At 61.1% G+C, this 24491-nt stretch carries 22 protein-coding genes and 1 pseudogene; 17 read left to right on the forward strand and 6 right to left on the reverse strand.

Annotated elements, in window-relative coordinates:
• Window positions 1-63: 63 nt before the first annotated feature.
• Complete coding sequence (locus Q7U49_RS10960) at window positions 64-843, reverse strand: hypothetical protein (protein ID WP_304764310.1); 780 nt, start codon at window positions 841-843, stop codon at window positions 64-66.
• The gene (locus Q7U49_RS10965; RefSeq protein ID WP_304764311.1) at window positions 836-1777 is read right to left on the reverse strand and encodes a nucleotidyltransferase; all 942 of its coding nucleotides are present in this window, start codon (window positions 1775-1777) and stop codon (window positions 836-838) included. Before Q7U49_RS10965 ends, Q7U49_RS10960 begins: the two co-directional genes overlap by 8 nt.
• A gap of 855 nt (window positions 1778-2632) precedes the next feature.
• Here Q7U49_RS10965 and Q7U49_RS10970 point away from each other — a divergent pair.
• A complete protein-coding gene (locus tag Q7U49_RS10970) occupies window positions 2633-3940 on the forward strand; it encodes a hydroxyacid-oxoacid transhydrogenase (RefSeq protein ID WP_304764312.1) in 1308 nt (435 codons plus the stop codon).
• A gap of 355 nt (window positions 3941-4295) precedes the next feature.
• On the opposite strand, the gene Q7U49_RS10975 is transcribed toward Q7U49_RS10970, so the two are convergent.
• Window positions 4296-5498: an ammonium transporter gene (locus Q7U49_RS10975; RefSeq protein WP_304764313.1), complete on the reverse strand. Its 1203-nt coding sequence runs from the start codon at window positions 5496-5498 to the stop codon at window positions 4296-4298.
• Window positions 5499-5671: 173 nt separating this feature from the next.
• Here Q7U49_RS10975 and Q7U49_RS10980 point away from each other — a divergent pair, with 173 nt between their 5' ends.
• The gene (locus Q7U49_RS10980) at window positions 5672-6229 is read left to right on the forward strand and encodes a TMEM165/GDT1 family protein (RefSeq protein WP_304764314.1); all 558 of its coding nucleotides are present in this window, start codon (window positions 5672-5674) and stop codon (window positions 6227-6229) included.
• On the opposite strand, the gene Q7U49_RS10985 is transcribed toward Q7U49_RS10980, so the two are convergent.
• The 3 genes from Q7U49_RS10985 to Q7U49_RS10995 all read right to left on the reverse strand — a co-directional run bounded on the left by Q7U49_RS10985 (window position 6195) and on the right by Q7U49_RS10995 (window position 9992).
• Window positions 6195-8327, reverse strand: a complete 2133-nt coding sequence (locus Q7U49_RS10985) for an HD domain-containing phosphohydrolase (RefSeq protein WP_304764315.1) — start codon at window positions 8325-8327, stop codon at window positions 6195-6197. The two genes, Q7U49_RS10980 and Q7U49_RS10985, sit on opposite strands and share 35 nt — an antisense overlap.
• A gap of 33 nt (window positions 8328-8360) precedes the next feature.
• Window positions 8361-9293: an exopolyphosphatase gene (locus Q7U49_RS10990; protein ID WP_304764316.1), complete on the reverse strand. Its 933-nt coding sequence runs from the start codon at window positions 9291-9293 to the stop codon at window positions 8361-8363.
• Window positions 9294-9368: 75 nt separating this feature from the next.
• The gene (locus Q7U49_RS10995; RefSeq protein ID WP_304764317.1) at window positions 9369-9992 is read right to left on the reverse strand and encodes a TetR/AcrR family transcriptional regulator; all 624 of its coding nucleotides are present in this window, start codon (window positions 9990-9992) and stop codon (window positions 9369-9371) included.
• A 122-nt stretch (window positions 9993-10114) separates the two neighbouring features.
• On the opposite strand from Q7U49_RS10995, the gene Q7U49_RS11000 reads away from it, so the two are divergent.
• From Q7U49_RS11000 to Q7U49_RS11070, 15 genes and pseudogenes are all read left to right on the forward strand, one after another.
• The gene (locus Q7U49_RS11000; protein WP_304764338.1) at window positions 10115-11434 is read left to right on the forward strand and encodes an NAD(P)/FAD-dependent oxidoreductase; all 1320 of its coding nucleotides are present in this window, start codon (window positions 10115-10117) and stop codon (window positions 11432-11434) included.
• Window positions 11431-12240, forward strand: a complete 810-nt coding sequence (locus Q7U49_RS11005) for a DUF1365 domain-containing protein (protein ID WP_304764318.1) — start codon at window positions 11431-11433, stop codon at window positions 12238-12240. Before Q7U49_RS11000 ends, Q7U49_RS11005 begins: the two co-directional genes overlap by 4 nt.
• Window positions 12241-12282: 42 nt before the next feature.
• Window positions 12283-13551, forward strand: coding sequence for a cyclopropane-fatty-acyl-phospholipid synthase family protein (locus Q7U49_RS11010; protein ID WP_304764319.1), 1269 nt, complete (start codon window positions 12283-12285; stop codon window positions 13549-13551).
• Window positions 13548-14114 (forward strand): chalcone isomerase family protein, encoded by a 567-nt coding sequence (locus Q7U49_RS11015; protein ID WP_304764320.1) that lies wholly within the window; start codon window positions 13548-13550, stop codon window positions 14112-14114. The genes Q7U49_RS11010 and Q7U49_RS11015 overlap by 4 nt, the downstream gene beginning before the upstream one ends.
• On the forward strand, window positions 14111-15415 hold the full coding sequence (locus Q7U49_RS11020; protein WP_304764321.1) for an MFS transporter: 1305 nt from the start codon (window positions 14111-14113) through the stop codon (window positions 15413-15415). The genes Q7U49_RS11015 and Q7U49_RS11020 overlap by 4 nt, the downstream gene beginning before the upstream one ends.
• Window positions 15412-15948: a DUF3833 domain-containing protein gene (locus Q7U49_RS11025; protein ID WP_304764322.1), complete on the forward strand. Its 537-nt coding sequence runs from the start codon at window positions 15412-15414 to the stop codon at window positions 15946-15948. Before Q7U49_RS11020 ends, Q7U49_RS11025 begins: the two co-directional genes overlap by 4 nt.
• Window positions 15949-15960: 12 nt before the next feature.
• Complete coding sequence (locus tag Q7U49_RS11030) at window positions 15961-16740, forward strand: SDR family NAD(P)-dependent oxidoreductase (RefSeq protein WP_304764323.1); 780 nt, start codon at window positions 15961-15963, stop codon at window positions 16738-16740.
• An 8-nt stretch (window positions 16741-16748) separates the two neighbouring features.
• Window positions 16749-17177, forward strand: a complete 429-nt coding sequence (locus Q7U49_RS11035; protein WP_304764324.1) for a nuclear transport factor 2 family protein — start codon at window positions 16749-16751, stop codon at window positions 17175-17177.
• Window positions 17178-17349: 172 nt separating this feature from the next.
• A complete protein-coding gene (locus Q7U49_RS11040; RefSeq protein WP_304764325.1) occupies window positions 17350-18732 on the forward strand; it encodes a glutamine synthetase family protein in 1383 nt (460 codons plus the stop codon).
• Between the two features lie 136 nt (window positions 18733-18868).
• Entirely contained in the window at window positions 18869-19351 is a 483-nt protein-coding gene (locus Q7U49_RS11045) for a rubrerythrin family protein (protein WP_304764326.1), read from the forward strand.
• Window positions 19352-19397: 46 nt separating this feature from the next.
• Window positions 19398-19562, forward strand: a complete 165-nt coding sequence (locus Q7U49_RS11050; protein WP_304764327.1) for a rubredoxin — start codon at window positions 19398-19400, stop codon at window positions 19560-19562.
• A gap of 73 nt (window positions 19563-19635) precedes the next feature.
• Entirely contained in the window at window positions 19636-20811 is a 1176-nt protein-coding gene (locus Q7U49_RS11055; protein WP_304764328.1) for an FAD-dependent oxidoreductase, read from the forward strand.
• 156 nt (window positions 20812-20967) lie between these two features.
• Window positions 20968-23280: an NADP-dependent malic enzyme gene (locus tag Q7U49_RS11060; RefSeq protein WP_304764329.1), complete on the forward strand. Its 2313-nt coding sequence runs from the start codon at window positions 20968-20970 to the stop codon at window positions 23278-23280.
• Window positions 23281-23453: 173 nt separating this feature from the next.
• Window positions 23454-23846 carry a ribonuclease domain-containing protein gene (locus tag Q7U49_RS11065; protein ID WP_304764339.1) on the forward strand — a complete coding sequence of 131 codons (393 nt, stop codon included), beginning with the start codon at window positions 23454-23456 and terminating at the stop codon, window positions 23844-23846.
• Between the two features lie 56 nt (window positions 23847-23902).
• Window positions 23903-24343 (forward strand): annotated as a pseudogene (locus Q7U49_RS11070) (barstar family protein); the annotation flags it as partial.
• Window positions 24344-24491 lie beyond the last annotated feature (148 nt).

Raw genomic sequence — 24491 nt, forward strand, 5'->3', positions numbered from 1 at the left:
TTTGCTACCCGAAGGTGTCAATTGAAAATAACCTTCGGCCTATGACGCCTTTAAACAAAAGAGCTAAATTTTCAGCGTCTGCTTAATCGTCTCCCACTCGACAGTGAGTGTCGGATTTAGTCTGTGAAAAACTTTCGTTGACAGCGTGACTGCAGCATTTGCCTTCGCGGACTCATACATTACAAACGCAGCGACCGATCGGGCACGAAAGTTCGCTGAACTTTTCTGGTCACCAAGGAATAGTTGGTACAAAGTTGAATACGTGGCTTCAAACTTCTGCCTTAGCCACTCCAGCCGTAGCCATTTGGAGATGATTTGTTCACTAAAAACAATCTGCGACACCGCCACAATCCATCCGATGTCGGTAGTCCGGTTTATAGCGGCAAATACCCACAAGGCAGCATAAGCAAAGGCACGCCAACGCTCCAATACAAGCATTGTCAGAGCAATGTTCTTGCTGAAGAACGCATTTTCTAGAGCTTGCGCAGCTACGCGCCGCACAGCATCAGTCGCATCATTGTTGTAATACCCTGTCGTCGTGATGTGCGTTAGTGGAATGTCATATGCCTTCGCAAAGAAGTCCTGAATCCTTGCCTCATCCGCGCGTGGCATCCAGTACAGCCTCACTGCTAGCCCAATACAAAAAACCGCGACAACCGCGAACGCGAAGACTACGTTCAATACGTTGAAAAGCAATGGATACTCGGCACGTTCGACAAACAATACGACGACTGAAACTAATGCAGTGAAGTAGAAAACCCGATCTGCCCAGACATTTGCCTTATCGAGAGCAACAAAGTAGCGACCATGAATTGGGTCAGACCGAGGTGTGATGCTAGCCATATACAGGGAACCTCTCGCCAAAGAGTTGCTTCCACTTAGTGATCGCGGCCTTGGGATCATTGTTTGTTCCGTAAGTCAATGACCAAGCACTTCTGCTAAGTTCAATGGCCGTATCGAATCGCTTGCATATTTCAGTACGATCATTGGATGACAAATAGTCGTCAGCAAATCCGAGGTCGTGCCACAGGATGGTATTCAGTAATGGTCGAGCCTTGTCAAAGAACTGGAACACTTGCCAACCAGTGTCATCAAGGTTGCTATCAAACACTTTGAGCGCGAGCACCTCAATGTGATAACTCTGGAGGTAACGACCGTGTAGGCGATTCCACTCCTTGATCATCTTGATGATGCGTCTAAAATTTGCACCGCACGTAGTGGACCGTTTCTCGATATCGTCTGCGTGAACTTTCGGACGAGACGCAATCCAGGTGTCCGTGTTGGAATTTGGAACGTTGTAATGCGTAATATTGCCAACTGAATCTTGAACGCGGCTGACAGGCACTACATCCACGGTGGGCCATGTCGTGTAGTACAGCGTGACAGCCTGACCATTCTTTCTACCGCCAGTCTTCCATTCGGAGAGTGATTTTCGAATGCTCTCAAGTACCTCGGTCGGCGTCTTGTCCTTTATGTGCTTTCCATAGTGCAATGCGACGATCACATCAAGGTCTGCATGATCCTTCAAAGCTGTGAACTTCGGGATTGACCCACTCGCGAAAGACTCGACGATCTCGAAGTCCTTACTCAACTTCGAGACGATGTTGTCTCTTCTCGAATTCGCTGTGTCACGATGGTTACCACCAAGGTTTATATTCTCGTAGAAGGTATTGAAAGACGACGCGACTGTTGTTGGCATAGGCTCCAAATGTGAATTACTAATCGTCCCCGCTTCCGCTGCGCAAGAGCCGCCCAGCAGCAGAACCTGATTTTCCATAAATAACGGCGGCTGACGACGGTGCGGTCAGCTCTATGTCTGCAATGGAGGGCTGCGTAAATGACCGCTGTCGAGTCGGCGTCCAAAAAAGTGCCTGATTCGAATACACGGTTTCGTTGTCATTCTGATGGTTTAGGCATGGTTTGTATATCCCCCAAATGGGGGGTATCGCTGAATGACCGTAACTAGCTGCACTGCTGTCGGCCAAACGAAGGATTGGTCTTTCTACCATCGAATGACTGCTGTTGATCTCTGTCGTCAGATCAGTGACTGCAATGGAGGGCATATGGCCAATGTCTCCATCTGGTCGCCACAAGCCAGCCATAGTCACAAAATGCTAGCCTCAGACCTGACTTTGGGCTTTGATTAAATCGAGCGACCATACAGCCGCTGGTTGTGGCCGTGAACTATGTGCCCAAAGCCGAATTTCGGTTTATCGAAATGCCAGCCCGACAACGGCCGTTGATCCCGTCAAGTAATGCTCGCGGGATAGCCGGCTGGAGTTCCATAAAGCAGCCCTTCAATTCACCTCGACCGATCCACATTACCGACATTGGCGGAGGGAAAGTTTGAGGCCACAGTGAACCTATAAGCGGAAGTTGGCGAGGCGCTAACTGGACTTTCTCGATCAACGGGTATGTCGGAACCACGATGCCGCGTAATGCCTCGATCATGCTCCTGCCAGGAATTACGCGGGCACCAGCAATGTCGCTTCGCCATCGCGATGTTCTCGATTGACGTGGCCAAGGAATTTGAGCAGTTTGGCTTCGTGAAGCTTCTTCCCGTCGTTCAAATACTCGCGTACGATAGGCGCTTCGTGCGCGCATTTCAAAGACCAACCGGAGACAACATATCATGGCGACGCAATCGATTCACCAGCCAATCAATGACGGCGAGACCATCTTTACCGTGAGCTCCTCGCCAATCAAGTTCGGTGCCGGCGCGCTGCGCGAGCTCGGCGAAGATGCCTTGGCGCTCGGCATGAAGCGCGTGGCGTTCTTCGTCGATTCGCACGTGCTGTCGAGCGCACCGGGCGAGACCGCGCTCGCGTCGCTGCGCGCGGCGGGGGTCGATGTGGTGGTCTACGACCAGTTGCGCTACGAGCCCAACAGCGATTCCTTCGAGGCCGCAGCCGCCTTTGCGCGCGAGGGCGCCTTCGACGGTTTTGTGTCGCTGGGCGGTGGTTCGGTGATCGACACCGCCAAGGCGGCGAACCTGCTCTCGACTTACCCGGACGAGCTGATCGCCTACATCAATGCGCCGATCGGCCGCGCCAAGCCGGTGCCCGGCAAGCTCAAGCCCCATATTGCCTGCCCGACCACCTGCGGCACCGGCAGCGAAACCACGGGCATCACGATCGTCGACCTGAAGTCGGTGGGCCTCAAGACCGGCATTGCCTCACCGTTCCTCAAGCCCACGCTGGCGCTGGTCGACCCCACCACCACCGAGACGCTTCCGGGCGGTGTGGTGGCGGCGTGCGGCTTTGACGTGCTCACGCACGCGGTCGAGTCCTACACGGCCAGGCCCTTCACGAGCCGCCCGCGCCCCGCGCACCCGAGCCAGCGTCCGCCCTACCAGGGATCCACGCCCTACAACGACATCGGCGCCATTGCGGCGATCCGCATCGGCGGCAAGTACCTCGCGCGTGCAGTGCGCGATGCAAGCGACATCGAGGCGCGGCATCAGTTGATGTTCGCCTCCACGCTGGCGGGGCTGGCATTCGGCAGCGCAGGCGTGCATATCCCGCACGCGATGTCGTACTCGGTGGCCACGCTGCGCCACGAGTTCACGGCGAGCGGCTACCAGGACCGCGACCCGATGGTGCCGCACGGCATCGCGGTGGTGATCAACGCACCGGCGGCGTTCCGCTTCACGGCGAGCGCCAACCCGGCGCGACACCTCGAGGCGGCCGCGGCGCTCGGTGTGGACGTGAGCGGCGCGGCGCCGGAGAATGCGGGCGAGATTCTGGCCAATGCGTTCATCGCCCTGATGCGCGAGACGGGGTTACCCTCGGGCATTGCGGCGCTGGGCTACAGCGACGCCGACGTGCCGGCGCTGGCCGAAGGGGCGTTCGCGCAGCAGCGCCCGCTGGTGATGGCGCCGCGCGCGGTGACCAAGCCCGACCTCGAAGCGATGTATCGCGACGCGATGCGCTACTGGTGAGGCAGTCCTCGGGGAGAAATTAGTCAGCACCCCGGCATTTAGTTGCTGCAGCGGACCGTCATGCCGTCACGCCTCGGTTAGGGTGACGGGGACGCTTTTTCTGCGCTGATTCGGCAAATCGCTTGCCTGTCGGTCAAGAAATTTTTTAAAAGTTTTGAAACTTGAGGGGCCATGCCATCATGGACATCGGTTCTCGGCCAGGAACCGACCAAGGCCGAATTCCGCTTTTGCAAACTGAGTGACCGGTATTTGGAATTCGGTTTGCCCAATGACCATCTCAAATTGTTTGCCAGTCAACCCGACGTTGGGATTGACGTCGAATCGGGATGCGCTGAACCAGCCCGTCGTGGCGTGTTTACCAGTTGGCTTCGCGCTCAGGCGAGGCGCTGATCTTGTGGATCGACAGGTCGGCGCCGTCGTATTCTTCTTCCTGGCTCATGCGGATGCCCATGCTCATCTTGAGCAGGCCGTACACCAGCAAACCGCCGCCGGTAGCCCAGGCCACACCCATGAGCGTGCCGATCAGTTGCGCGCCCAGTGTCACGCCGCCCAAGCCGCCCAACGCCTGGCTGCCAAACAGCCCGGCAGCCACCCCGCCCCAGGTGCCGCACAAGCCGTGCAAGGGCCAGACGCCCAGCACATCGTCAATCTTCCACTTGTTTTGCGTCAGTGTGAACATGGCCACAAAAATGGCGCCAGCGACCGCCCCAACCACCAGCGCGCCCAGCGGGTGCATCAAGTCCGAGCCCGCACACACCGCCACCAAGCCCGCCAAAGGGCCGTTGTGGACAAAGCCGGGGTCGTTCTTGCCCAGCGCCAGGGCCGCCAGCGTGCCCCCCGCCATGGCCATCAGCGAGTTGACCGCCACCAGGCCGGAGATCTTGTCGAGTGTTTGTGCGCTCATCACGTTGAAACCAAACCAGCCCACCGTCAGCACCCAGGCCCCCAGCGCCAGAAAGGGGATGCTGCTGGGCGGGTGCGCCGACATGCCGCCGTCCTTGCGGTAGCGGTTGGCGCGCGCGCCCAGCAGCAGCACGGCCGGCAGGGCGATCCAGCCGCCCACCGCATGCACCACCACGCTGCCGGCAAAGTCGTGAAACTCAGCCCCGGTGAGGTCCTTGATCCAGGCCTGTACGCCGAAATGCTGGTTCCAGACGATGCCTTCAAAAAATGGATAGATCAGGCCGACGATGACGGCCGTGGCAATCAGTTGCGGCCAGAACTTGGCGCGCTCGGCAATGCCGCCCGAAATGATGGCGGGGATGGCGGCGGCAAAGGTCAGTAAAAAGAAAAACTTCACCAGCTCGTAGCCATTTTTGGCGGCCAGTTGTTCGGCCCCCACAAAAAAGTGGGCCCCGTAGGCCACGCCGTAACCGACCGCAAAATAGACGATGGTGGACACCGAAAAGTCCACCAGAATCTTGACCAGGGCGTTAACCTGGTTCTTGCGCCGCACCGTGCCCAGCTCCAGAAAGGCAAAGCCGGCGTGCATGGCCAGCACCATGATGGCGCCGAGAAGAATGAACAAGGTGTCTGCGCCCTGTTTGAGTGCTTCCATGAAAACCTCTTGGGATAAATTGATTTGATTTGGTGCGTCAAAGCCTTGAAGATTCAAAACGCACCAACATAAAGCAAATAACATGCCGGAATATGCGCTGGCGACCCAGAATCGTGCAAAGCGGCCGTGGCGGCGCCGCGAAGGTGGTTTGCGCTTCGACTACCATCGTCCGCATGGATGCATTTTTGATTTCTACCGGTATCGTCGCCCTGGCCGAAATGGGCGATAAAACCCAGCTGCTGGCGCTGGTGCTGGCGCTGCGTTTTCGCAAACCCTGGCCCATCGTGATGGGTATCTTGGTGGCCACACTGGCCAATCACGCGTTGGCCGGTGCCGTGGGTGCCTGGGTCACCACCGTGCTCGGACCCGATGTGCTGCGCTGGGTGCTGGGCGCCTCGTTCATCGCCATGGCGGTCTGGATGCTCATTCCGGACAAGCTCGACGAAGAGGAGGCCGGCAAGCCACCGCGCCTGGGTGTCTTTGGCACCACCGTGGTGGCCTTTTTTATTGCCGAGATGGGTGACAAAACCCAGGTCGCCACGATCATGCTGGCGGCCCAATACACCAGCACCGTGCTGGTGGTGGCAGGCACCACGCTGGGCATGATGCTGGCCAATGCGCCGGTGGTCTGGCTGGGTGAGCGCATGACGCGGCTGGTGCCGCTGCGGGTGGTGCACCTGGTGTCGGCCGCAATTTTCATGGGCCTGGGCTTGTGGGCTCTGCTGAGCTGACAAACTTGGCGATATCGACCTCGTCGATCTGTTCGGGCAGCAGGTATTTCTCGGCGTAGCGCTGGTAGACGCCCGAGGTCAGCAGCAGATCGAACAGCACCGGGTCGATGTGCCCGTCCTTCTTGAAGAATGACAGGATCTTGATCGACTCGGACAGGGTCTTGGCCTTCTTGTAGGGCCGGTCGCAGGCGGTCAGGGCTTCAAAAATGTCGGCAATGGCCATGATGCGCATGGGAACGCTCAACTGGGCCGCGCTGAGCTTGCGCGGGTAGCCACTGCCGGTCAGCGTCTCGTGGTGGGTGCCGGCGTACTCGGGCACCCGTTTGAGGTTCTTCGGCAGCGGCAGCTGCTCCAGCATCACCAGGCTGTGGATGACGTGCTCATTGATTTTGAAGCGTTCTTCCTCGGTGAGTGTGCCGCGCCCGACGCTGAGGTTGTAGAGCTCGCCGTAGTTGTAAAGGTGCTCCGGCACGTTGACCTTGAAACCCCACTTGGGGTCGAGCACCCGCAGGTCGGTGCGCGCGATGATGTGGTGTGGCTTGTCGTCAAGCAGCCGCTCGGTGGCGGGCAGTGGGGTGGGTTCGGTTTGGTAGCGCTTGAGCTCGTCGTGGGACAAGCCGATGCGGTCGTCGAAGTGGCGCTGCCAGGTTTCTGCGGCAATGGTTTTCAGGCGCTCCAGTTTTTCCGGCGCCATGAACTCGCCGCCCATATTGCATTCGGCGACAAAGGCAAAGTCATCGGCCAGTTGGGCCTTGCGGGCTTCAAAGGCGGCCTGGGCCTGCTGCGGGTCAGCGCCTGCGGCCACGGCTTCGAGCTGGGTGATCTTGGCGTCGCGCAGCAGCACGTCGAAGCGCACGCGCACATCGTGGATGCGGTTGTAAATGGTCTCCAGCTTGGTCGCCTTGTCCACCACGTACTCGGGCGTGGTGACCTTGCCGCAATCGTGCAGCCACGCGCCGATGCGGAACTCGCGCCATTCGTCGTCGGTCTTGAAGGCAAAGTCCGCCAGTACGCCCTCTTTGACCTGGCAGGCTTCCTCGGCCAGCATCATGCCGAGTTCCGGCACCCGTTCGCAGTGGCCGCCGGTGTAAGGGCTCTTGGCGTCAATGGCGCCCGCCATGATCTTGATCATCGAGTCCATCAAGGCCTTTTGCGCCTCCAGCAAGCGCTGCTGGTCGATGGCCACCGCCGCCGAACTGGAAAAGGCTTCCGCCAGCGCCATGCGGTCATTGGAGGGCTCGGGCTTGCCGGGCGCCAGGAAGTTGCAGACGATGCCGACCAGGGTGCTGTCGCTGGAGCGCAGCGGCACGGCCACCAGTTGCACCGGCCGTTTGCCGTAGCGCTCGTCAAGGAACTCCATGCCTTTGGGCCGCGGGAAAGCGATGGTCAGCAGGCTGGTGGCGCTCTGGTTTTTGAAGGCTGCGGCCACCGGATGGTTGGCATCGTCCAGCGGCATATCCTGCCAGGCATTGGGTTGTGGCCCGCCCTCTTTGGTCCAGCGCTGCGAGGCCTGCTTGAGCTGGTTCAGGCCCTCGTCGTGCAGGTAGATCACGCCGCCATCGCCGTCCAGGGCCTCGCGCATTTCGTGCAGCACCTTGCCCAGCAGCTTGCCAAAATCGCGCTCGCCCGACAGTGCCAGGCTGACCCGCATGAATTTTTGAATGGTGCCTTTCATTTGCCGCATGGCGCGACCCAGCCCGAAAATTTCCCGGATTGGCGTGTCCAGCGGGATGTCGGTCTTGAAGTCCAGCACGCGAATCACGGCGGCCTGTTCCTTCAGGATGTCGAGTCTGCTGGCGATGCGCCGCGCCAGCCACCACGCCAGCGGCAGGGACAGCAGCATGGCCAGCAAGACCCCCAGTGACAGGGCCTGCCCGGCCTGTTGAACGCCATTCGCCAGCTGCTCTGCGGGGAGCGCCGCCAGTGCCTGCATTTCACGGCGCGTGTAGAGCCACAAGCCCAGCAGAATCAGCAGTTGCGCCGGGATGAACAGCGCGGCGATGTGGTAGTGAAAGGGGTGGTTGTTCCAGAGGTTCCGGGCTTTTTTGAGCGGAGCGGCTGGGGCGGAGCCGGTTGCAGTGGCAGCTTGGGTTGACATGGATGCTTACTCCGGACTAGTAAAGAGGGTGACTCAGCCGTCGGTGTTGATGCGCTGGATCAGGGTCTTGATGACCTCGTCGGCTCGGTCGTTGGCGACCTGGCAGGTGCCGGCAGCCTGGTGGCCACCCCCGCCAAACGCCAGCATCAGGTTGCCCACATGGGTTTTGCTGCTGCGGTCCAGCACCGACTTGCCCACCGCCAGCACGGTGTTTTGCTGTTGCATGCCCGGCATCACGTGCATGGAAATATTGGCCGTGGGAAAAAGTGCGTAGATCATGAAGCGGTTGACCACCCACACCGTGGCTTCGTGGCGCAAGTCGAGCACCACCAGATGGCCGTGCTGTGTGGCGCAATGCAAAATCTGCTCGCGGGCGCGCCCGGCGTGCTCGGCATACAGCGTGACACGCTCCTGCACGTCGGGCATGGCCAGAATCTGGTCAATGCCAAGCTGGCTGCAGTGCTTGATCAGGTCCATCATCAACTGGTAATTGCTGATGCGGAAATCACGAAAGCGACCCAGGCCGGTGCGCGAGTCCATCACGAAGTTCAGCAGTGTCCAGCCCGTCGGGTTCAGAATTTCGTCGCGTGTGTACTGGGCGGAATCCGCTTTGTCGACGGCGTCCATCAAGGCATCGGTGATGCGCGGAAACGCCGCCTTGCCGCCGAAGTGCTGGTAAACCACCCGCGCCGCTGACGGGGCATGCGCTTGGATGATGTAGTTGGCGGGCTTGTCAATATTGCGGGTGTCTTCGGACTCATGGTGGTCGAGCACCAGATAGGCCTGCGGCGTGTAGGGCAGGTTGGTGGTGATGTCGCGCCCGGTGATGTCGATTTTGCCGTCCTGCATGTCTTTCGGGTGGACAAACAGCACATCGTCAATCATGCCGAGTTCGGTGAGCAGGACACCGCACACCAGACCATCGAAGTCGCTGCGGGTGACGAGACGGTACTTGGTCTGGCTCAAGGCACTCCCCCTGTGTTGCTGATGATGAACGGCACGCGCATCATAGACAAGAATGTGCCCGCCGTGTCATGGGGTTCACCCCGGTCGTGCGTTCAGGCCCTCAAAACAGGTGATCATGACCAGTTCGATGATTTCCTCGTCACTGTGCAACGCACTCATTTTCAGGAATTCCAGCACCGGGTCACAGGCGCGGGCATAGAGCGTGTAGAGCACGGCAATGGCGGGCAATTTGGGGTTGAGGCTGCCCTGCGCCTGCGCCGCCTCGATCCAGCCGCCGAGCCGGTCACTGACCTCGATCAGGCCGTTCATGTAGGCGGCGTTGCCCATCAGTGCCGCACGCAAGCTGGAGTTCTGGCTGGGCAGCGACGGCATTTCGCCGGCCAGTTTGAGGCCCATGGTCCAGGCCACCACGGTGCGCAAGTTGTCCATGGGGGCGGCATCGGGTGGCAGCTTGTCCAGAAACGCCTGGGCCCGATGCATCACACTGACCATGGCGGCGGCGGCCAGGTCTTCCTTGCTGGGAAAGTGCTTGTACAGGCTGGCTTTGGCGATGCCCACGTCGGCCGCCACCTCATCGACCGTCATGGCCTCGAAACCTTTGCTGGCCAGCAAATAATTGACCGTCCGGATGATGGCTTCTTCGCGCGCTTGCAGCATCTGCGCCTTGAAGGAAACCCGGGGACTGTTGCGAGTAACCATATGGGAATTGTTGCTTTTGGCTGGTTGAGAATGAAAAACTTGACGGCAATAATACTATCAAGTTAAATTGTGACCAAACGGTATTTAAATAGCTTTTACAGTTTTAAGGAATAAATGTGTCGTTGAAAGTTGCCATCGTGGGTTCGGGAATATCGGGTTTGGCGGCCGCACATGCCCTGTCCGGGCGGGCTGAAGTGAGCCTGTTTGAGGCCGGCAGCTACTTTGGCGGCCACACGCACACGGTGGATGTAACGCTGGCCACGCCCCAGGGCTTGGTGACCCACGGGGTGGACACCGGCTTTCTGGTGCTCAACGAGCGCACCTACCCCAACTTGCTCAAGCTGTTTGCCGAACTTGGGGTGGCCACGGCCAAGTCGGACATGTCGTTCTCGGTGCAGGCCTTTGACCCCATTCACGATCGGGCTCTGGAGTGGAGCGGCTGCAACCTCAACACGGTGTTTGCCCAGCGCAGCAATCTGGTCAATGGCCAGTTTTGGGGCATGCTGCGCGACCTGCTGCGCTTCAATGCGCTCACCACCCGCATCGCCCAAAGTGGTTCCGAGGCCGAGCTGGCGCAGCCGCTGGGTGACTTTTTGCGCGAACACCGCTTTGGCAGCGCCTTTTGTGACTGGTATTTTTTACCCATGATGGCCTGCATCTGGAGCTGCCCCACCGCCCAGATGATGCAGTTCCCGGTAGCGACCATGGTGCGTTTTTGCCACAACCACGGGCTGCTGCAAATCACCAACCGACCCCAGTGGTGGACCGTGCAGGGCGGTGCCAGGCACTATGTGGAAAAAATCACCGCCGGTGTTCAGGACAAGCGCCTGAACAGCCCGGTGCGCCGTATCGAGTCCGTCAGCGCCACGCCTGCACAGGCGGCTGCGGTGCGCATCAGCACCGACGCCGGGCAGGAACTCTTTGACAAGGTCATCATCGCCACCCACGCCAACCAGGCGCTGGCCCTGCTGGCGACACCCACGTGGTTTGAGCACAACACGCTGGGTGTCATGCGCACCCAGCCCAACCAGGCCGTGTTGCACACCGATGTGTCGGTGCTGCCCAAACGCCAGGCCGCCTGGGCCGCCTGGAATTACGAGCGTGCACCGGCCACAGTGAAGGAAAACGCCCGGGTTTGCCTGCATTACCTGATCAACCGCTTGCAGCCGCTGCCCTGGCAGCAGCCGGTGGTCGTGTCCTTGAACCCGGCGCGTGACATCGATCCGGCCAAAATTCTGGGCAGCTATGAGTACGCACACCCGGTGTTTGATCAGGCTGCCGTGGCGGCGCAAAGCCAGATGCACCTGTTGCAAGGCGAGCAGGGCCGTTATTACGCCGGCGCCTGGATGGGTTATGGCTTCCACGAAGACGGCCTCAAAGCGGGCCTGGCGGCGGCGCAAAAATTGCTGGCGGACGTGGCCCAGGCCGGAGCGCCCGCATGACGCCGCAGCCGCTGATCGGTTTTGGCGAGGTGCGCCATGTGCGCCAGCGGCCGGTGGCCAACGCCTTTGTCTACCCCAGCTATTTCCTCATGTTGCCCCTGCGCAGCCTGAGCAGGGCAACAGCGCCCGTGGCCGGTGCCTGGGCCATCAACCGCCCGGGGCCGGTGAGTTTTTTTGAGGTGGACCATGGCGACGGGCGCGCACCGACCCAGGGCGGGGCCGTGGCCTGGCTCGATGAATTGCTGCACAACGCGGGCATTTTTGACGCCACCGGCGAAGCCTGGTTGCACACCTATCCGCGCGTGCTGGGTTACACCTTCAAGCCCGTGAGCTTCTGGTACTGCCACCGTGCCGCTGACGACCAGGGCGGCGCCCTGCGCGCGGTGGTGGTCGAGGTCAACAACACCTTTGGCGAACGCCACTGTTACCTGCTGGACCACCCGCGCTATGGCGTTGAGCAACGCGCCAGCAAGGTGTTCCATGTGTCGCCGTTTTGCCAGGTGCAGGGGCACTACCGTTTTCGGTTGATGCGCACCTTTGGCCCCGGCCCCCAGCGCACCGTGGCGCGCATTGACTATTTTGATGCCGAGGAAACCGACCCCGATGCGGCCGTGCTGCTGCAAACCAGCGTCAGCGGCGCGCTGGAGCCCGTCACCCCGGCGGCGCTGCGGCGCGCGCTGTGGCGCTACCCCGCCATGACTTTTGGTGTGATGGCACGCATCCATTGGCAGGCGCTGCAGTTGTGGTTGAAAAAAGCACCGTTCTTTCGCAAACCCGCGCCGCCGCAAGCCTTCATCACCCGCTAAGCCCAATCACTTCCCGCCATTTCCCAACGCTCAGACCTGACCATGAACACCGCCACTTCTGTTGCCCCCCGTTACGCCATTCCCCAGCATGCCCCCACCTCCGCCCGCGCCGGTTTGCGCCTGCTGGAGCAACTGCGCCACGGCGCGCTCACGCTGGTGCTGCCCGACGGCTCGCATCGGCGTTATGGTGAACACCCGCATCAGCACGCGCTGCCCAGTTCGCAACATCCCTGCGCGACGCTGCAGCTGCACAACTGGAAGGTGTTTGCCGCCGCGCTGAAATCGGGTGACATCGGTTTTGCCGAAAGTTTTATCGCGGGCGACTGGAGCACACCCGACCTGACCGAGTTGCTCAAGCTGTTTGCCGCCAACCGGCAGGCCATGGAGTCGGTGATTTACGGCACCTGGGGCGGGCGCCTGCTGTACCGCATCAAACACCTGCTGCAGCACAACAGCCGCGCCAACAGTCGCAAGAACATCCATGCCCATTACGACCTGGGCAATGACTTTTACCGCCTGTGGCTCGACGAGACCATGAACTACTCGTCGGCCTGGTTCGACGGTGATTTTTCGCAGCCGATGGCGCAGGCGCAGACCGCCAAGGTGCGCCGCGCCCTGGAAATGGCCCGGGTCAAGCCGGGTGACCGGGTGCTGGAAATTGGTTGCGGCTGGGGCGCGCTGGCGCAGGAAGCCAGCACCGAATTCAAGGCCTCGGTGGTGGGCGTGACCCTGAGCACCGAGCAGCTGGCATTTGCACAGCGGCGTCTGCAGCGGCTGGGGGTCAGCACCGGTGCCGGTGCGACAGCCGACCTGCGCCTGCAGGACTACCGCGACATTGCGGATGCGCCGTTTGATGCCATTTGCTCGATCGAGATGGTCGAGGCGGTGGGCCGCGCCTACTGGCCGCAGTATTTCCAGACCGTGAGCCGGTTGCTGAAACCCGGCGGTCGCGCTTGTGTGCAGAGCATCGTGATCAGCGACGCCCTGTTTGAGCGTTACGTCAACGGCACCGACTTCATCCAGCAATACATTTTTCCGGGCGGCTGCCTGCCGTGCCCGCGCGAGTTTCGCCAGCAGGCGCAGGCCGCCGGCTTGGTGGTCGAAGACGAATTTGCCTTTGGCCTGGACTACGCCGAAACCCTGCGCCGTTGGCGCGATGCCTTTCTGGCGCGCCAGGCCGAGGCGGTGGCGCTGGGCTTCGACACCCGCTTCATGCGTATCTGGGAGTTTTACCTGGCTTATTGCGAAGCGGCTTTCGAGGTCGGCAACATCGACCTGGTGCAATACACCCTGGTCAAACCCGCGCCATGAAACCGCTTGTCAGACAGGCTGTCTTGACTGGTGCGGCCGGGCTTTTCAGCCTCCAGGTCTGGGCTACCAGCCTGCCCGTTGAGCTGCGCCTGGCGATGCCCGCAGCCGCGTTAGCGGGCCAGGCCAAGCTGACTTTCTGGGGTTTTGAGGTGTACCAGGCGTCTTTGTGGGTGGCGCCGGGGTTCACGGCCAAGGCTTACGCGGACCACGGCTTTGCGCTGGAGCTGAGCTACCTGCGCGACTTTGCAGGGGCTGACATTGCCAAGCGCTCACTGGCCGAGATGGCGCGTCAGGTGCCCATCAACGCCCACCAGGCAACGCGCTGGGGCGCGCAGATGCACGCGCTGTTTCCCGATGTCAAGGCCGGTGAGCGGCTGACCGGCATCCACCTGCCGGGTGTGGGCGCGCGCTTTGTGTTCAACGGACAGCCTTTGGGTGACATTGCCGACGCCGAATTCGCCCGACTGTTTTTTGGCATCTGGCTGTCACCGCAAACCTCGGAACCCAAGTTGCGTCTGGCCCTGTTGCAGCAGCTGGCGCCCGCCGCTGGCGCCACGCCATGACTGACGGGGCCGCCTTTGGCACGCGGGATGGCTGGCGCTATGGCCTGCTGGGCTTGCCGCTGGCGTTTTGCGCCCTGCCGCTGTATGTGCTGATGCCCAATTTGTATGCGCGCGAGTGGGGCGTGTCCCTGGCGGCGCTGGGCGCCGTGCTGCTGGCCGCGCGCCTGCTCGATGCCGTGTTGGACCCGTGGCTGGGCCGGGTCTGTGACCGCTTGTTTGCCCGTTCCATCCGCGCCGTGCTGGCGTTTGGCGCGGCGGCAGCGGTGCTGCTCGGGTTGGGCTTTTCCGCCATTTTTTTGCCGCCGGTGCAAGAGCCTGCTGCCTTGCTGGCGTGGGCCGGTGGCTGGCTGGTGCTCACTTACCTGGCCTACAGTGCTCTGGCGGTGGCGCACCAGTCCTGGGGTGCCATGCTGGGCGGTGACGCGCTGCAGCGCAGCCGCGTGGTGGCCTGGCGCGAGGGGCTGGGGCTGGTCGGTGTGGTGTTGGCCTCGGTCACTTCCACGCTGCTGGGTGTGCCGGTGATGCTGGCTTTGTTGTGGTTGATGCTGGTCTTGGGCTGGTGGGCCTGGTCGCGCGCGCCCAGGCCGGCGCGCGCAACGTCTGGCAGTCTGGCTGGGCCGTCTGACCCGCACTCCAGGGCTCCAGTGAGTTTGTGGCGCCCCTTGCAGCAGCCAGCTTTTCGGCGCTTGCTGGCGGTGTTCATGGTCAACGGCATTGCCAGTGCGATTCCGGCCACGCTGGTGCTGTTTTTTGTGCAGGATCGCCTGCAAGGCTCCGAGGCACTGCAGTCGGCGGCCCTGGGGCTGTACTTTGTCTGTGCCGCCGCGTCGATGCCGCTCTGGCTGCGCGCCGTGGTCCGGTTTGGGCTGGCGCGCAGTTGGGCTTTGGGCATGGGGCTGTCGGTGCTGGTGTTCTTGTGGGCCAGCCAATTGGGTGCTGGTGATGGCGCGTTGTTCTTGATGGTGTGCGCCCTGTCAGGTGCGGCGTTGGGCAGTGATCTGGCTCTGCCGGGGGCCATGCTGGCGGGCTTGATCGATGACGCGGGCGACCGTGGCCGCGCCGACGGCGCTTATTTTGGCTGGTGGAACTTTGCCACCAAACTGAACCTGGCGCTGGCGGCCGGGCTGGCGCTGCCGCTGCTGGGCTGGCTCGGTTACGCCCCCGGGGCGCGAGATGCACAAGCGCTGCAGGTGCTCACCGTGGCCTATTGCCTGCTGCCCTGCGGGCTCAAGACCGGGGCAGCACTGCTGCTCTATTTTTCTTTCATCCAACAACCTGCGGCCAAGCCGCTCACACCATGAAACGACGTTTATTGATCCTCACGGCGGCGATCTCTTCGGCGCTGGCCATGAGTGGTTGCAGCACACCCAAAGTGAGCGATTATGCTGCCCAAAAACCGGTGCTGGAGCTGCGTGACTACTTCAACGGCACGCTCGATGCCTACGGTATTTTTACTGACCGCTCCGGTCAGGTGGTCAAGCGTTTCACCGTGGTCATGGAATGCAGTTGGCAAGGGGACCAGGGCGTGCTCGATGAACTTTTCAGCTATTCGGATGGCTCCACGCAGCGCCGTGTCTGGCGCCTGCAACGCCTGGCCGACGGCCGCTTCACCGGGCAGGCCGACGACGTGGTGGGTACGGCGCAAGGCCAGCAAAGCGGCAACGCCTTTCACTGGACCTACACGCTGGCGCTGCCGGTGGATGGCCGCGTCATCGAGGTGCAGTTTGACGACTGGATGTACCTGATGAGCGACAAGGTGATGCTCAACAAGGCCGCCATGCGCAAGTGGGGTGTGAGTCTGGGCGAAGTCACCCTGTCGTTTGTCAAACGTTAAGCACGGCAGCGCATGGCACTTAACGCGCGCATGACGGACTGGACCGGTCGGCGGGTCTGGCTGGTCGGCGCTTCCAGCGGCATCGGGCGCGCCACGGCGCAGGCCTTGCACGCGCAGGGCGCTCAAGTCATCGTGTCGGCCCGCGATGCGGCGGCGCTGGACGACTTTGCCAGCCAGCATGCCGGCGCCCAAGCTGTGCCGCTGGACGTGACCGACGCGCCGGCCGTGAAGCGCGCGGCGCAGGCGCTGTTGACCCAAGGCCCGCTCGATGCTGTGGTCTACTGCGCCGGCCACTACCGCGCCATGACGGCAGTCCGGCTCGATCTGCCCGACCTGCTGCGCCACAACCAGGTCAATTACCTCGGTGCCCTTCATCTGCTGGACGCCGTGCTGCCCGGGCTGCTGGCCCAGCCGCAAGACCGTCGCGGCCATATCAGCCTGATGGCCAGCGTGGCGGGTTACCGCGGTCTGCCCAACAGCCTGGCCTACGGGCCCACCAAGGCGGCCCTCATCAACCTCGCCGAGACGCTGTACCTCGACCTGCACGCCCAAGGGGTGGGTGTGTCGTTGGTCAACCCGGGTTTTGTCGAAACGCCACTCACCGCGCAAAACAGCTTCAAAATGCCGGCACTGATCAGCCCGGCGCAGGCGGCCCAGGCCATTCTCAAGGGCTGGGCACGCGGCCAGTTCGAGATCCATTTCCCAAAGCGCTTCACCTTCTGGTTGAAAATGCTGCGCTGCCTGCCTTACCCCGTCTATTTCGCCCTGACCCGGCGCCTGAAATCGCACTGACTGCTGCCATGAAACCTGCTGTTGACGCCATCGTGCACGCCTTCGAGACCCTGGACCCCGAGCACATCGACACGCTTGAAGCCCTGTACGCGCCCAACGCCCGCTTCAAGGACCCGTTCAACGACGTGCGCGGCTGGCCCGCCATTGCCGCCATTTTTCGGCATATGGACGTGAGCCTGGTGCAGCCACGCTTTGTCATCACCGAACGTATCGTTGACGGTCGGCAATGTTTTCTGACCTGGGAATTCCACTTTGCCTTCAAGCGCTTTGCGCCGGGCCAGCCGCAGTGCATTTTGGGCGGCTCGCACCTGGTGCTGGACGAGGGGGGACGTATCACCCTGCACCGCGACTACTGGGACGCTGCCGAAGAGCTGTACGAAAAGCTGCCGCTGGTGGGCAGCCTGATGCGCTGGCTGAAGCGGCGCGCCAACAGCTGAGCAGGGCAAGTGGCTCTGGTCAAGGCTGCTGATGAAACAGCCGGGCGATGCGCTTTGCTGTGTGTCCCCCGCCCGCTGCGCGGTCTCCTCCTGACCTCCGCAAAGCGCATCACCCGACTGTTTTGATCAGTCGGCTTAAACTGGGCGCACCTTCACTTTGCACTTTGGTCCCATGCTCCAGCCCGACCCTGCCCGTGCGGCCGAATCAGCACCGCCGTCACGCTCCACAGAAGCCATCCGCGCCCTGTTCAGCCAGCACGGCGTGCGCGACGTGGAGTGCATCTTTCCTGACATTTCAGGTTACCCGCGCGGCAAGCTGATGCCCGCCGAGCGTTTTCTGGCCGGTGAGGAATTGCGCATTTGCCAGGCCATCCCGATGCAGGCGGTCACAGGGGACTACTCCTACAACCCGGTCTTTCCTGATTCTGACCCCGACGTGCGCTTGCTGCCCGATTACGCCACGGTGGCGCTCGCGCCCTGGGCCAACGTGCCGCGCGCGGTGGCGATCCATGACTGCCTGGAGCTGGACGGCAGCTTGTGCCAATTTGCCCCGCGCAGCACCTTGAAAGGCGTGCTGGCCCGGTACGCGGCGCTGGGCTTGCGGCCGGTGGTGGCGCCCGAGATCGAGTTCTATTTGACCGCACCCAACGCCGACCCGGCGCAGCCTTTGCAGGCACCCGTGGTGCGGGGTGGCCGCGCCGAAGTGGGGCAAAGCGCGTTCAGCCTCAACATGCTCAACGAGCTGGCGCCGTTCTGGAACGAATTGCGCGACGCTTGCCGCACGCTGGGCATTGCCACCGACACCTGGATCCACGAGGTGGGCGCGACGCAGTACGAGGTCAACCTGCTGCACGGCGACGTCATGGCCGTGGCCGATCAGGCCTTTTTGTTCAAGTACGCTGCGCGTGAGATTGCGCTGAAGCACGGCCTCAACGCTGTCTTCATGGCCAAACCCATTGCGGGCAGCGCCGGCAACTCCATGCACTTGCACATCAGTGTGATCGACACCGAGGGCAACAACGTGTTCAGCCTGGCCGACGGCAGCGAGAGTCCGCACCTGGGCCATTTCATTGCAGGGCTGCAAACTTTTTTGCCTGAGCTGATGCTGATGCTCGCGCCGAACGTCAACTCGTACCGGCGCTATGTGGCGGGCAGCCAGGCGCCAGTGAACCTGCAATGGGGTTATGACAACCGCACCACCGGGCTGCGCATCCCGGCCAGCGGGCCGAGCGCACGCCGGGTTGAGAACCGGCTGGCCGGCGCCGATGCCAATCCCTACCTGGCCATGGCGGCCTCGCTGGCGGCCGGGCTTGAGGGCTTGCAAGCGCAGCTGGCCTCCTCGGAGCCGTTGGCGGGCAACGGCTATGACTCAGCCCACAGCCTGCCGCGCAGCATGGAGGAATCTGTGCAAGCCATGCAACACAGCGCATTTGCGCGGACGCAGTTTGGCGACCCATTTGTCACAGGCTATTGCGCGGTCAAGGCACTCGAATGGGCGAGTTTTCAGCGCGAAATCAGCGCCTGGGAGCGGCGCTTTTTGCTGCCGCAGGTGTAGTTGCGGTTCTTTTGATAGCGACTATCAATCAATTAGCGAATGCCAATTGGTTTAATTAATAGATTGGGGCTAACATTCCTCCTGTGCTGATCGAAACCGTCTATCAGCAAATTGTTTCAAACCTCAGGAGTTCATCATGACTGCAACGATCCGCCCCGAAATCAAGACCATGGCCAACCTCGAAGCTGCCTTTGCCGGCGAATCCATGGCCCACATCAAGTACCGCTACTTTGCCAAGCTGGCCCGCGAAATGGGCGACGAAGACACGGCCCGCACCTTTGAAGCAACGGCCGATCAGGAAGTGATGCACGCCTTTGGCCACCTCGACCTGCTTTACCCCAAAGCCAGCATGACCCCGGCCAAGGCCTTGCAGATTGCGATTGACGGCGAAACCTATGAGTACACCGAGATGTACCCCGGTTTCCGTGCCACCGCCGAGGCCGAGGGCCAAGCTGCGGCCATCGCCGAGATGGACGAGCAGATCGAAGAAAGCAAGGTGCACGCGGCCCAGTTCAAGGCCACTCTGGAAAAAGCACAAAAGCGCTTTGCCGCACTGGCCAAGGTGGAAGAGCGCCACGCCAAGCACTACCAGGCCCAACTGGCCAAAGTGAGCGCCTGAGTCCGCACCCACCCTTTACCCAACTCAATTTAAACTGGAAAACACCATGAAATCATATATGTGCATCGTTTGCGGCTTTGTCTATGACGAGGCCGCCGGCCACCCCGAAGACGGCATTGCCCCCGGCACCCAATGGGCCGACGTGCCCGAAGACTGGGCCTGCCCGGACTGCGGCGTCGCCAAGGCCGACTTCGAAATGGTTGAAATCTGAGACATTGCGGGACAGATCTTTAGCTCTGTCCCCAACACTTTAAGTTTTTAAGCTTGCGATTGACGAGAACACCATGCAACATCCCATCATCATCATCGGCGCGGGCCTGGCCGGCTGGACCACCGCGCGCGAGCTGCGCAAGCTGGACAAAACCACGCCGGTGCTGCTGATCACGGCCGACAGCGGCGACTTTTATGCCAAGCCGTCGTTGTCCAACGCCTTCGTCCAAAAGCGCGGCCCGACGCAGTTGGTGACCACACCGGCAGCCAGCATGGCGACAAGCCAGAACGTCACGCTGCTGGCGCATACCCGCGTCAATGCCATCGACGCTGCTGCCCGTATGGTTCACACCAGCGCAGGCGATTTCAGCTACGCCAAATTGGTGTTGGCGACCGGCGCCCAACCGATCCGCGTTCCCATGGCCGGTGATGCCGCCGGCGAGGTGTTGTCGGTCAACGCATTGCAGGACTTTTCCGAGTTTCATGCCCGTTTGACCGGCGTGAACCGTGTTGCTGCGGATCGAGGCATTGAACTCAGGCAACGCGTGGTGATCATGGGCGCCGGCCTGATCGGCTGTGAATTTGCCAATGACCTGATTGCTTCCGGCTTTGAGGTGACGGTGGTTGACCCGTCTGCCAGCCCGATGGCGGCCTTGTTACCCGCAGGTCTGGGCGAGGCATTGCGTGAAGCACTGGCCAACCATGGCGTGGCTTGGCACTTTGGCACCACGGTGCAGCGGGTTGATCACCACGCCGGACCCGGCAGCGCCCTGCAAGTGCAGCTGGCCAATGGCGAGGTGCTGGTGGCCGATGTGGTGCTCAGTGCCATTGGTTTGCGTGCCGATCTGAGCCTGGCACAGGCGGCGGGTCTGGTTTGTGAGCGTGGCATTGTGGTGGACGTCCAGCTCCAAACCAGCGCCGCCCATGTGTACGCTTTAGGAGATGGCGCCCAATACGCCAACGGCCGCACGCTGCCCTACGTCATGCCCATCATGCACGCTGGCAAAGCGCTGGCCGCTACCCTGGCTGGCCAATCAACTCCGGTGCAGTTCCCGCTGATGCCGGTGGCCATCAAGACGCCGGCATTGCCGTTGGTGGTGGCGCCGGCCGCACCGGGCATGGCGGGCCAGTGGGCGCAAACGGAACCTGGTGTCTGGCTGTTCACCGACGCCGATCATGCGGTAAAAGGTTTTGCGCTCAGTGGACCGCAAACCAGCCGCCGCGCCGAGTTGGCCAAACAGGTGGTGTGAACCTGCGCGCCGGTGCCGCTGCAAAAAGTAAAAACTGCTGCGCCCGCAAGGTGAGCAACGCTTCAGTGATGGCTGATATGTCAAGGCATACAATTTCTCTCCAAGCAAACGCGAATGCCGGCCCTGTTGGCCCGGTTCATATCAGCAGGAGACCTCATGACGCAAGCCGCACCCGCCACCGCCGAAGACAAACGCGCCGAATTGCGCCGCGCCGCGCTGGAATACCACCAGTATCCCAAGCCGGGCAAGCTTGCCATCGCGGCGACCAAACAACTGGTCAATCAGCATGACCTGGCGCTGGCGTATTCACCCGGTGTGGCCATTCCCTGTGAGGAAATTGTCAAGGACCCCAACAACGTCTTCAAATACACCAGCCGGGGTAACCTGGTGGGCGTGGTGACCAACGGCACGGCGGTGCTGGGTCTGGGCGACATCGGGCCGCTGGCGGGCAAGCCGGTGATGGAAGGCAAGGCCGTGCTGTTCAAGAAGTTCGCCGGCATCGATGTCTTTGACATCGAGATCGACGAAAAGCACGACCTTGACAAACTGGTCGACATCATCGCCTCGCTGGAGCCGACCTTTGGCGGCATCAACCTCGAAGACATCAAGGCTCCCGACTGCTTTTACGTTGAGCGCAAATTGCGCGAGCGCATGAAGATTCCGGTTTTTCACGACGACCAGCACGGTACGGCCATCACGGTGGGTGCGGCCATTCTGAACGGTCTGAAGGTGGCCGGCAAAGAACCCAAGGACGTGAAACTGGTCACCTCGGGTGCCGGTGCGGCGGCGCTGGCCTGCGTCGGCTTGCTGGTCAAGCTGGGTATCCCGCGTGAAAACGTCTGGGTCACCGACCTGGCTGGTGTGGTGTACGAAGGCCGGCTTGAGTTGATGGACCCCGACAAGGCCATTTATGCGCAAAAAACGGATGCCCGCAAGCTGGGCGAAGTCATCGACAACGCCGATGTGTTTTTGGGCCTGTCGGCCGGGGGTGTACTGAAGGCCGATATGGTCAAGCGCATGGCGCCCAACCCGATCATTTTTGCGCTGGCCAACCCCACGCCCGAGATCACCCCCGAGGAAGTCAAGGCCGTGCGCGACGATGCCATCATGGGCACCGGGCGTTCGGATTACCCCAACCAGATCAACAACATCCTGTGCTTCCCGTACATCTTTCGCGGTGCGCTGGATGCCGGTGCCTCGACCATCACGGTCGAGATGGAAATGGCCGCGGTGCATGCCATTGCCGAGCTGGCCCAGGCCGAGCAAAGCGAAGTGGTGGCTGCCGCCTATGCCGGCGAGCCGCTGGCCTTTGGCCGTGAGTACCTGATTCCCAAGCCGTTTGACCCGCGCCTGATGATGAAGGTGGCGCCGGCGGTGGCGCAAGCGGCTTTTGACAGTGGCGTGGCGCTGCGCCCCATCACCGACATGGACGCTTACCGGGAACGGTTGCAAAGCTTTGTCTACGCGTCGGGCACGGTGATGAAGCCGATCTTTACCGCGGCCAAGAAGGCGCTCAAGAAACGTGTGGCTTTTGCCGAGGGTGAAGAAGAACGCGTGCTGCGCGCCGCGCAAATCGTGGTCGACGAAGGCCTGGCCATGCCGACCCTGATCGGGCGCCCCAAGGTGATTGCCGAGCGCGTTGAAAAATTTGGCTTGCGACTCAAGCAGGGCGTGGATTACGACGTGGTCAACGTCGAGCTCGACGAGCGCTACCGCGACTTCTGGCAAAGCTACCACCGCATGACCGAGCGCAAGGGCATCACGGCGCAGGTGGCCAAGATTGAAATGCGCCGCCGCCTGACGCTGATTGGCAGCATGTTGCTGCACAAGGGCTATGTCGATGGCCTGATTTGTGGCACCTGGGGCACCACCCCGGTGCATTTGCAATACATTGACCAGGTGGTGGGCCGGCGCGCTGGCGTCAACACCTATGCCTGCATGAATGGCCTGATGTTGCCCGGCCGGCAGGTGTTTTTGGTCGACACCCATGTCAACTACGACCCCACTGCCGAGCAACTGGCTGAAATCACGGTGATGGCTGCCGAGGAAATGATGCGCTTTGGCATTCCGCCCAAGGCTGCCTTGCTGTCGCACTCCAACTTTGGCAGCAGCGACCAGCCTAGCGCCGTCAAAATGCGCGCCACGCTGGCGCTGTTGCGCGCGAACGCCCCGTGGCTCGAAGTGGATGGCGAAATGCACGGTGATGTGGCGCTGGATGGCGCATCACGGGCCAACCTCATGCCCAACAGCACCCTGCATGGTGACGCCAACTTGCTGGTCTTGCCCAACATCGATGCCGCCAATATTGCCTACAACCTGCTCAAAATGGCAGCCGGCGGCAATATTGCCGTGGGTCCGGTGCTGCTGGGCGCGGCCAAGCCGGTGCATATCCTGACGGCCAGCACCACCGTGCGCCGCATTGTCAACATGACTGCCCTGACCGTCGCCGACGCCAACGCCATCCGTTAAACCAACCCGGTTTTCGGCCTCAAACGGGCTAAGCGGACCAGCGCTTAGCCCTTATTCCCTTCGCTTGTGTTGCCCATGAATTGGGCAGTGACTTGCTTTTTTTTGTCAAATCAGCGACACTTGAGCCTTCAATGTTCGGGTTTACCCGAACTTTTTTATTGGAAATTGAAGCAATGTCGTGGTTGAACCGTTTTAAGTTGGTGTTGACTGGCTTGACGATTGCTGCAGCCTTGCTTGCGGTTGGAATCCAGGCCAAGGCGCCTCCGTCCGTGGCTTTGCAAAGCACGATCAGTTTGGCTGAGCTGCCCAGCCCCGGCATGGAAATTTACCGACGTATCCACCAGGGTGGTCCGTTTGACAGTGAGAAGGATGGTTCTGTTTTTGGCAATCGGGAGCGTTTGCTACCCGCTCAAAAACGTGGTTTTTATCGCGAATATACCGTTCCGACGCCCGGGCTGAAGCACCGGGGTGTCAGGCGGATTGTGTGCGGAGGCCAGGTTCAAAGGCCAGAGATTTGTTATTACACCGCCGATCACTATGCCAGTTTTCGTCAGATTACGCCCTGAATTCGACGCCCTGAATTTGAATTGTTAGTTTATAAATTGTGAAAAGAGAAACCCAAATGACACTGAGTCAAACCCTTGCTGAAGCCCCAGTCAAAAACGTCTCGGAGACGATTTTGAAGGGTGTTCGCCCCAACATCGTGCAGTCGATCCGGGCTTTTCGGGTGCAGGACCTGCAGGACGCCGCGCAGGCCATGGGTCAGCACTTCCTGTACGCCAACATCGCCAACGCCCAAAGCAAGCAGGATGTGCTTGATCTGATTGGCCAGCAGTTCATGCTGACCGTGGCCGTGGGCAAGAACTTTGATTCGCTCTACGACAGCATGACCGACCCGGTCCACAAGTCCGGCCCGCAGCCTGGCTTTATCGTGGTGCTGGAGCACATTCCGGCGCACGCCAAGTTCGACAAGGAAGCGCGCGAACAACTGCTCGACATTTTCCGTGACACCGCTGACTACTGGGGTGACCGCAAGATTCCGTTCCGCTGCTTTTATTCCTTTTCGGTGGCGCGGGCTGCATTCGCTGCCAAGGGCGACCACGCTCAGGTGGCTGGCAATCCGCCAACTTCGGGCATTGAGTTGCTCACTGAAAACGGCGAAAAAATGCCGACCGACAAGCTGCTCGACATCTCGCCGCAAGCCTTGCGCA

The sequence above is a fragment of the Rhodoferax sp. genome (assembly GCF_030653815.1).
Lineage (GTDB): Bacteria > Pseudomonadota > Gammaproteobacteria > Burkholderiales > Burkholderiaceae_C > Rhodoferax.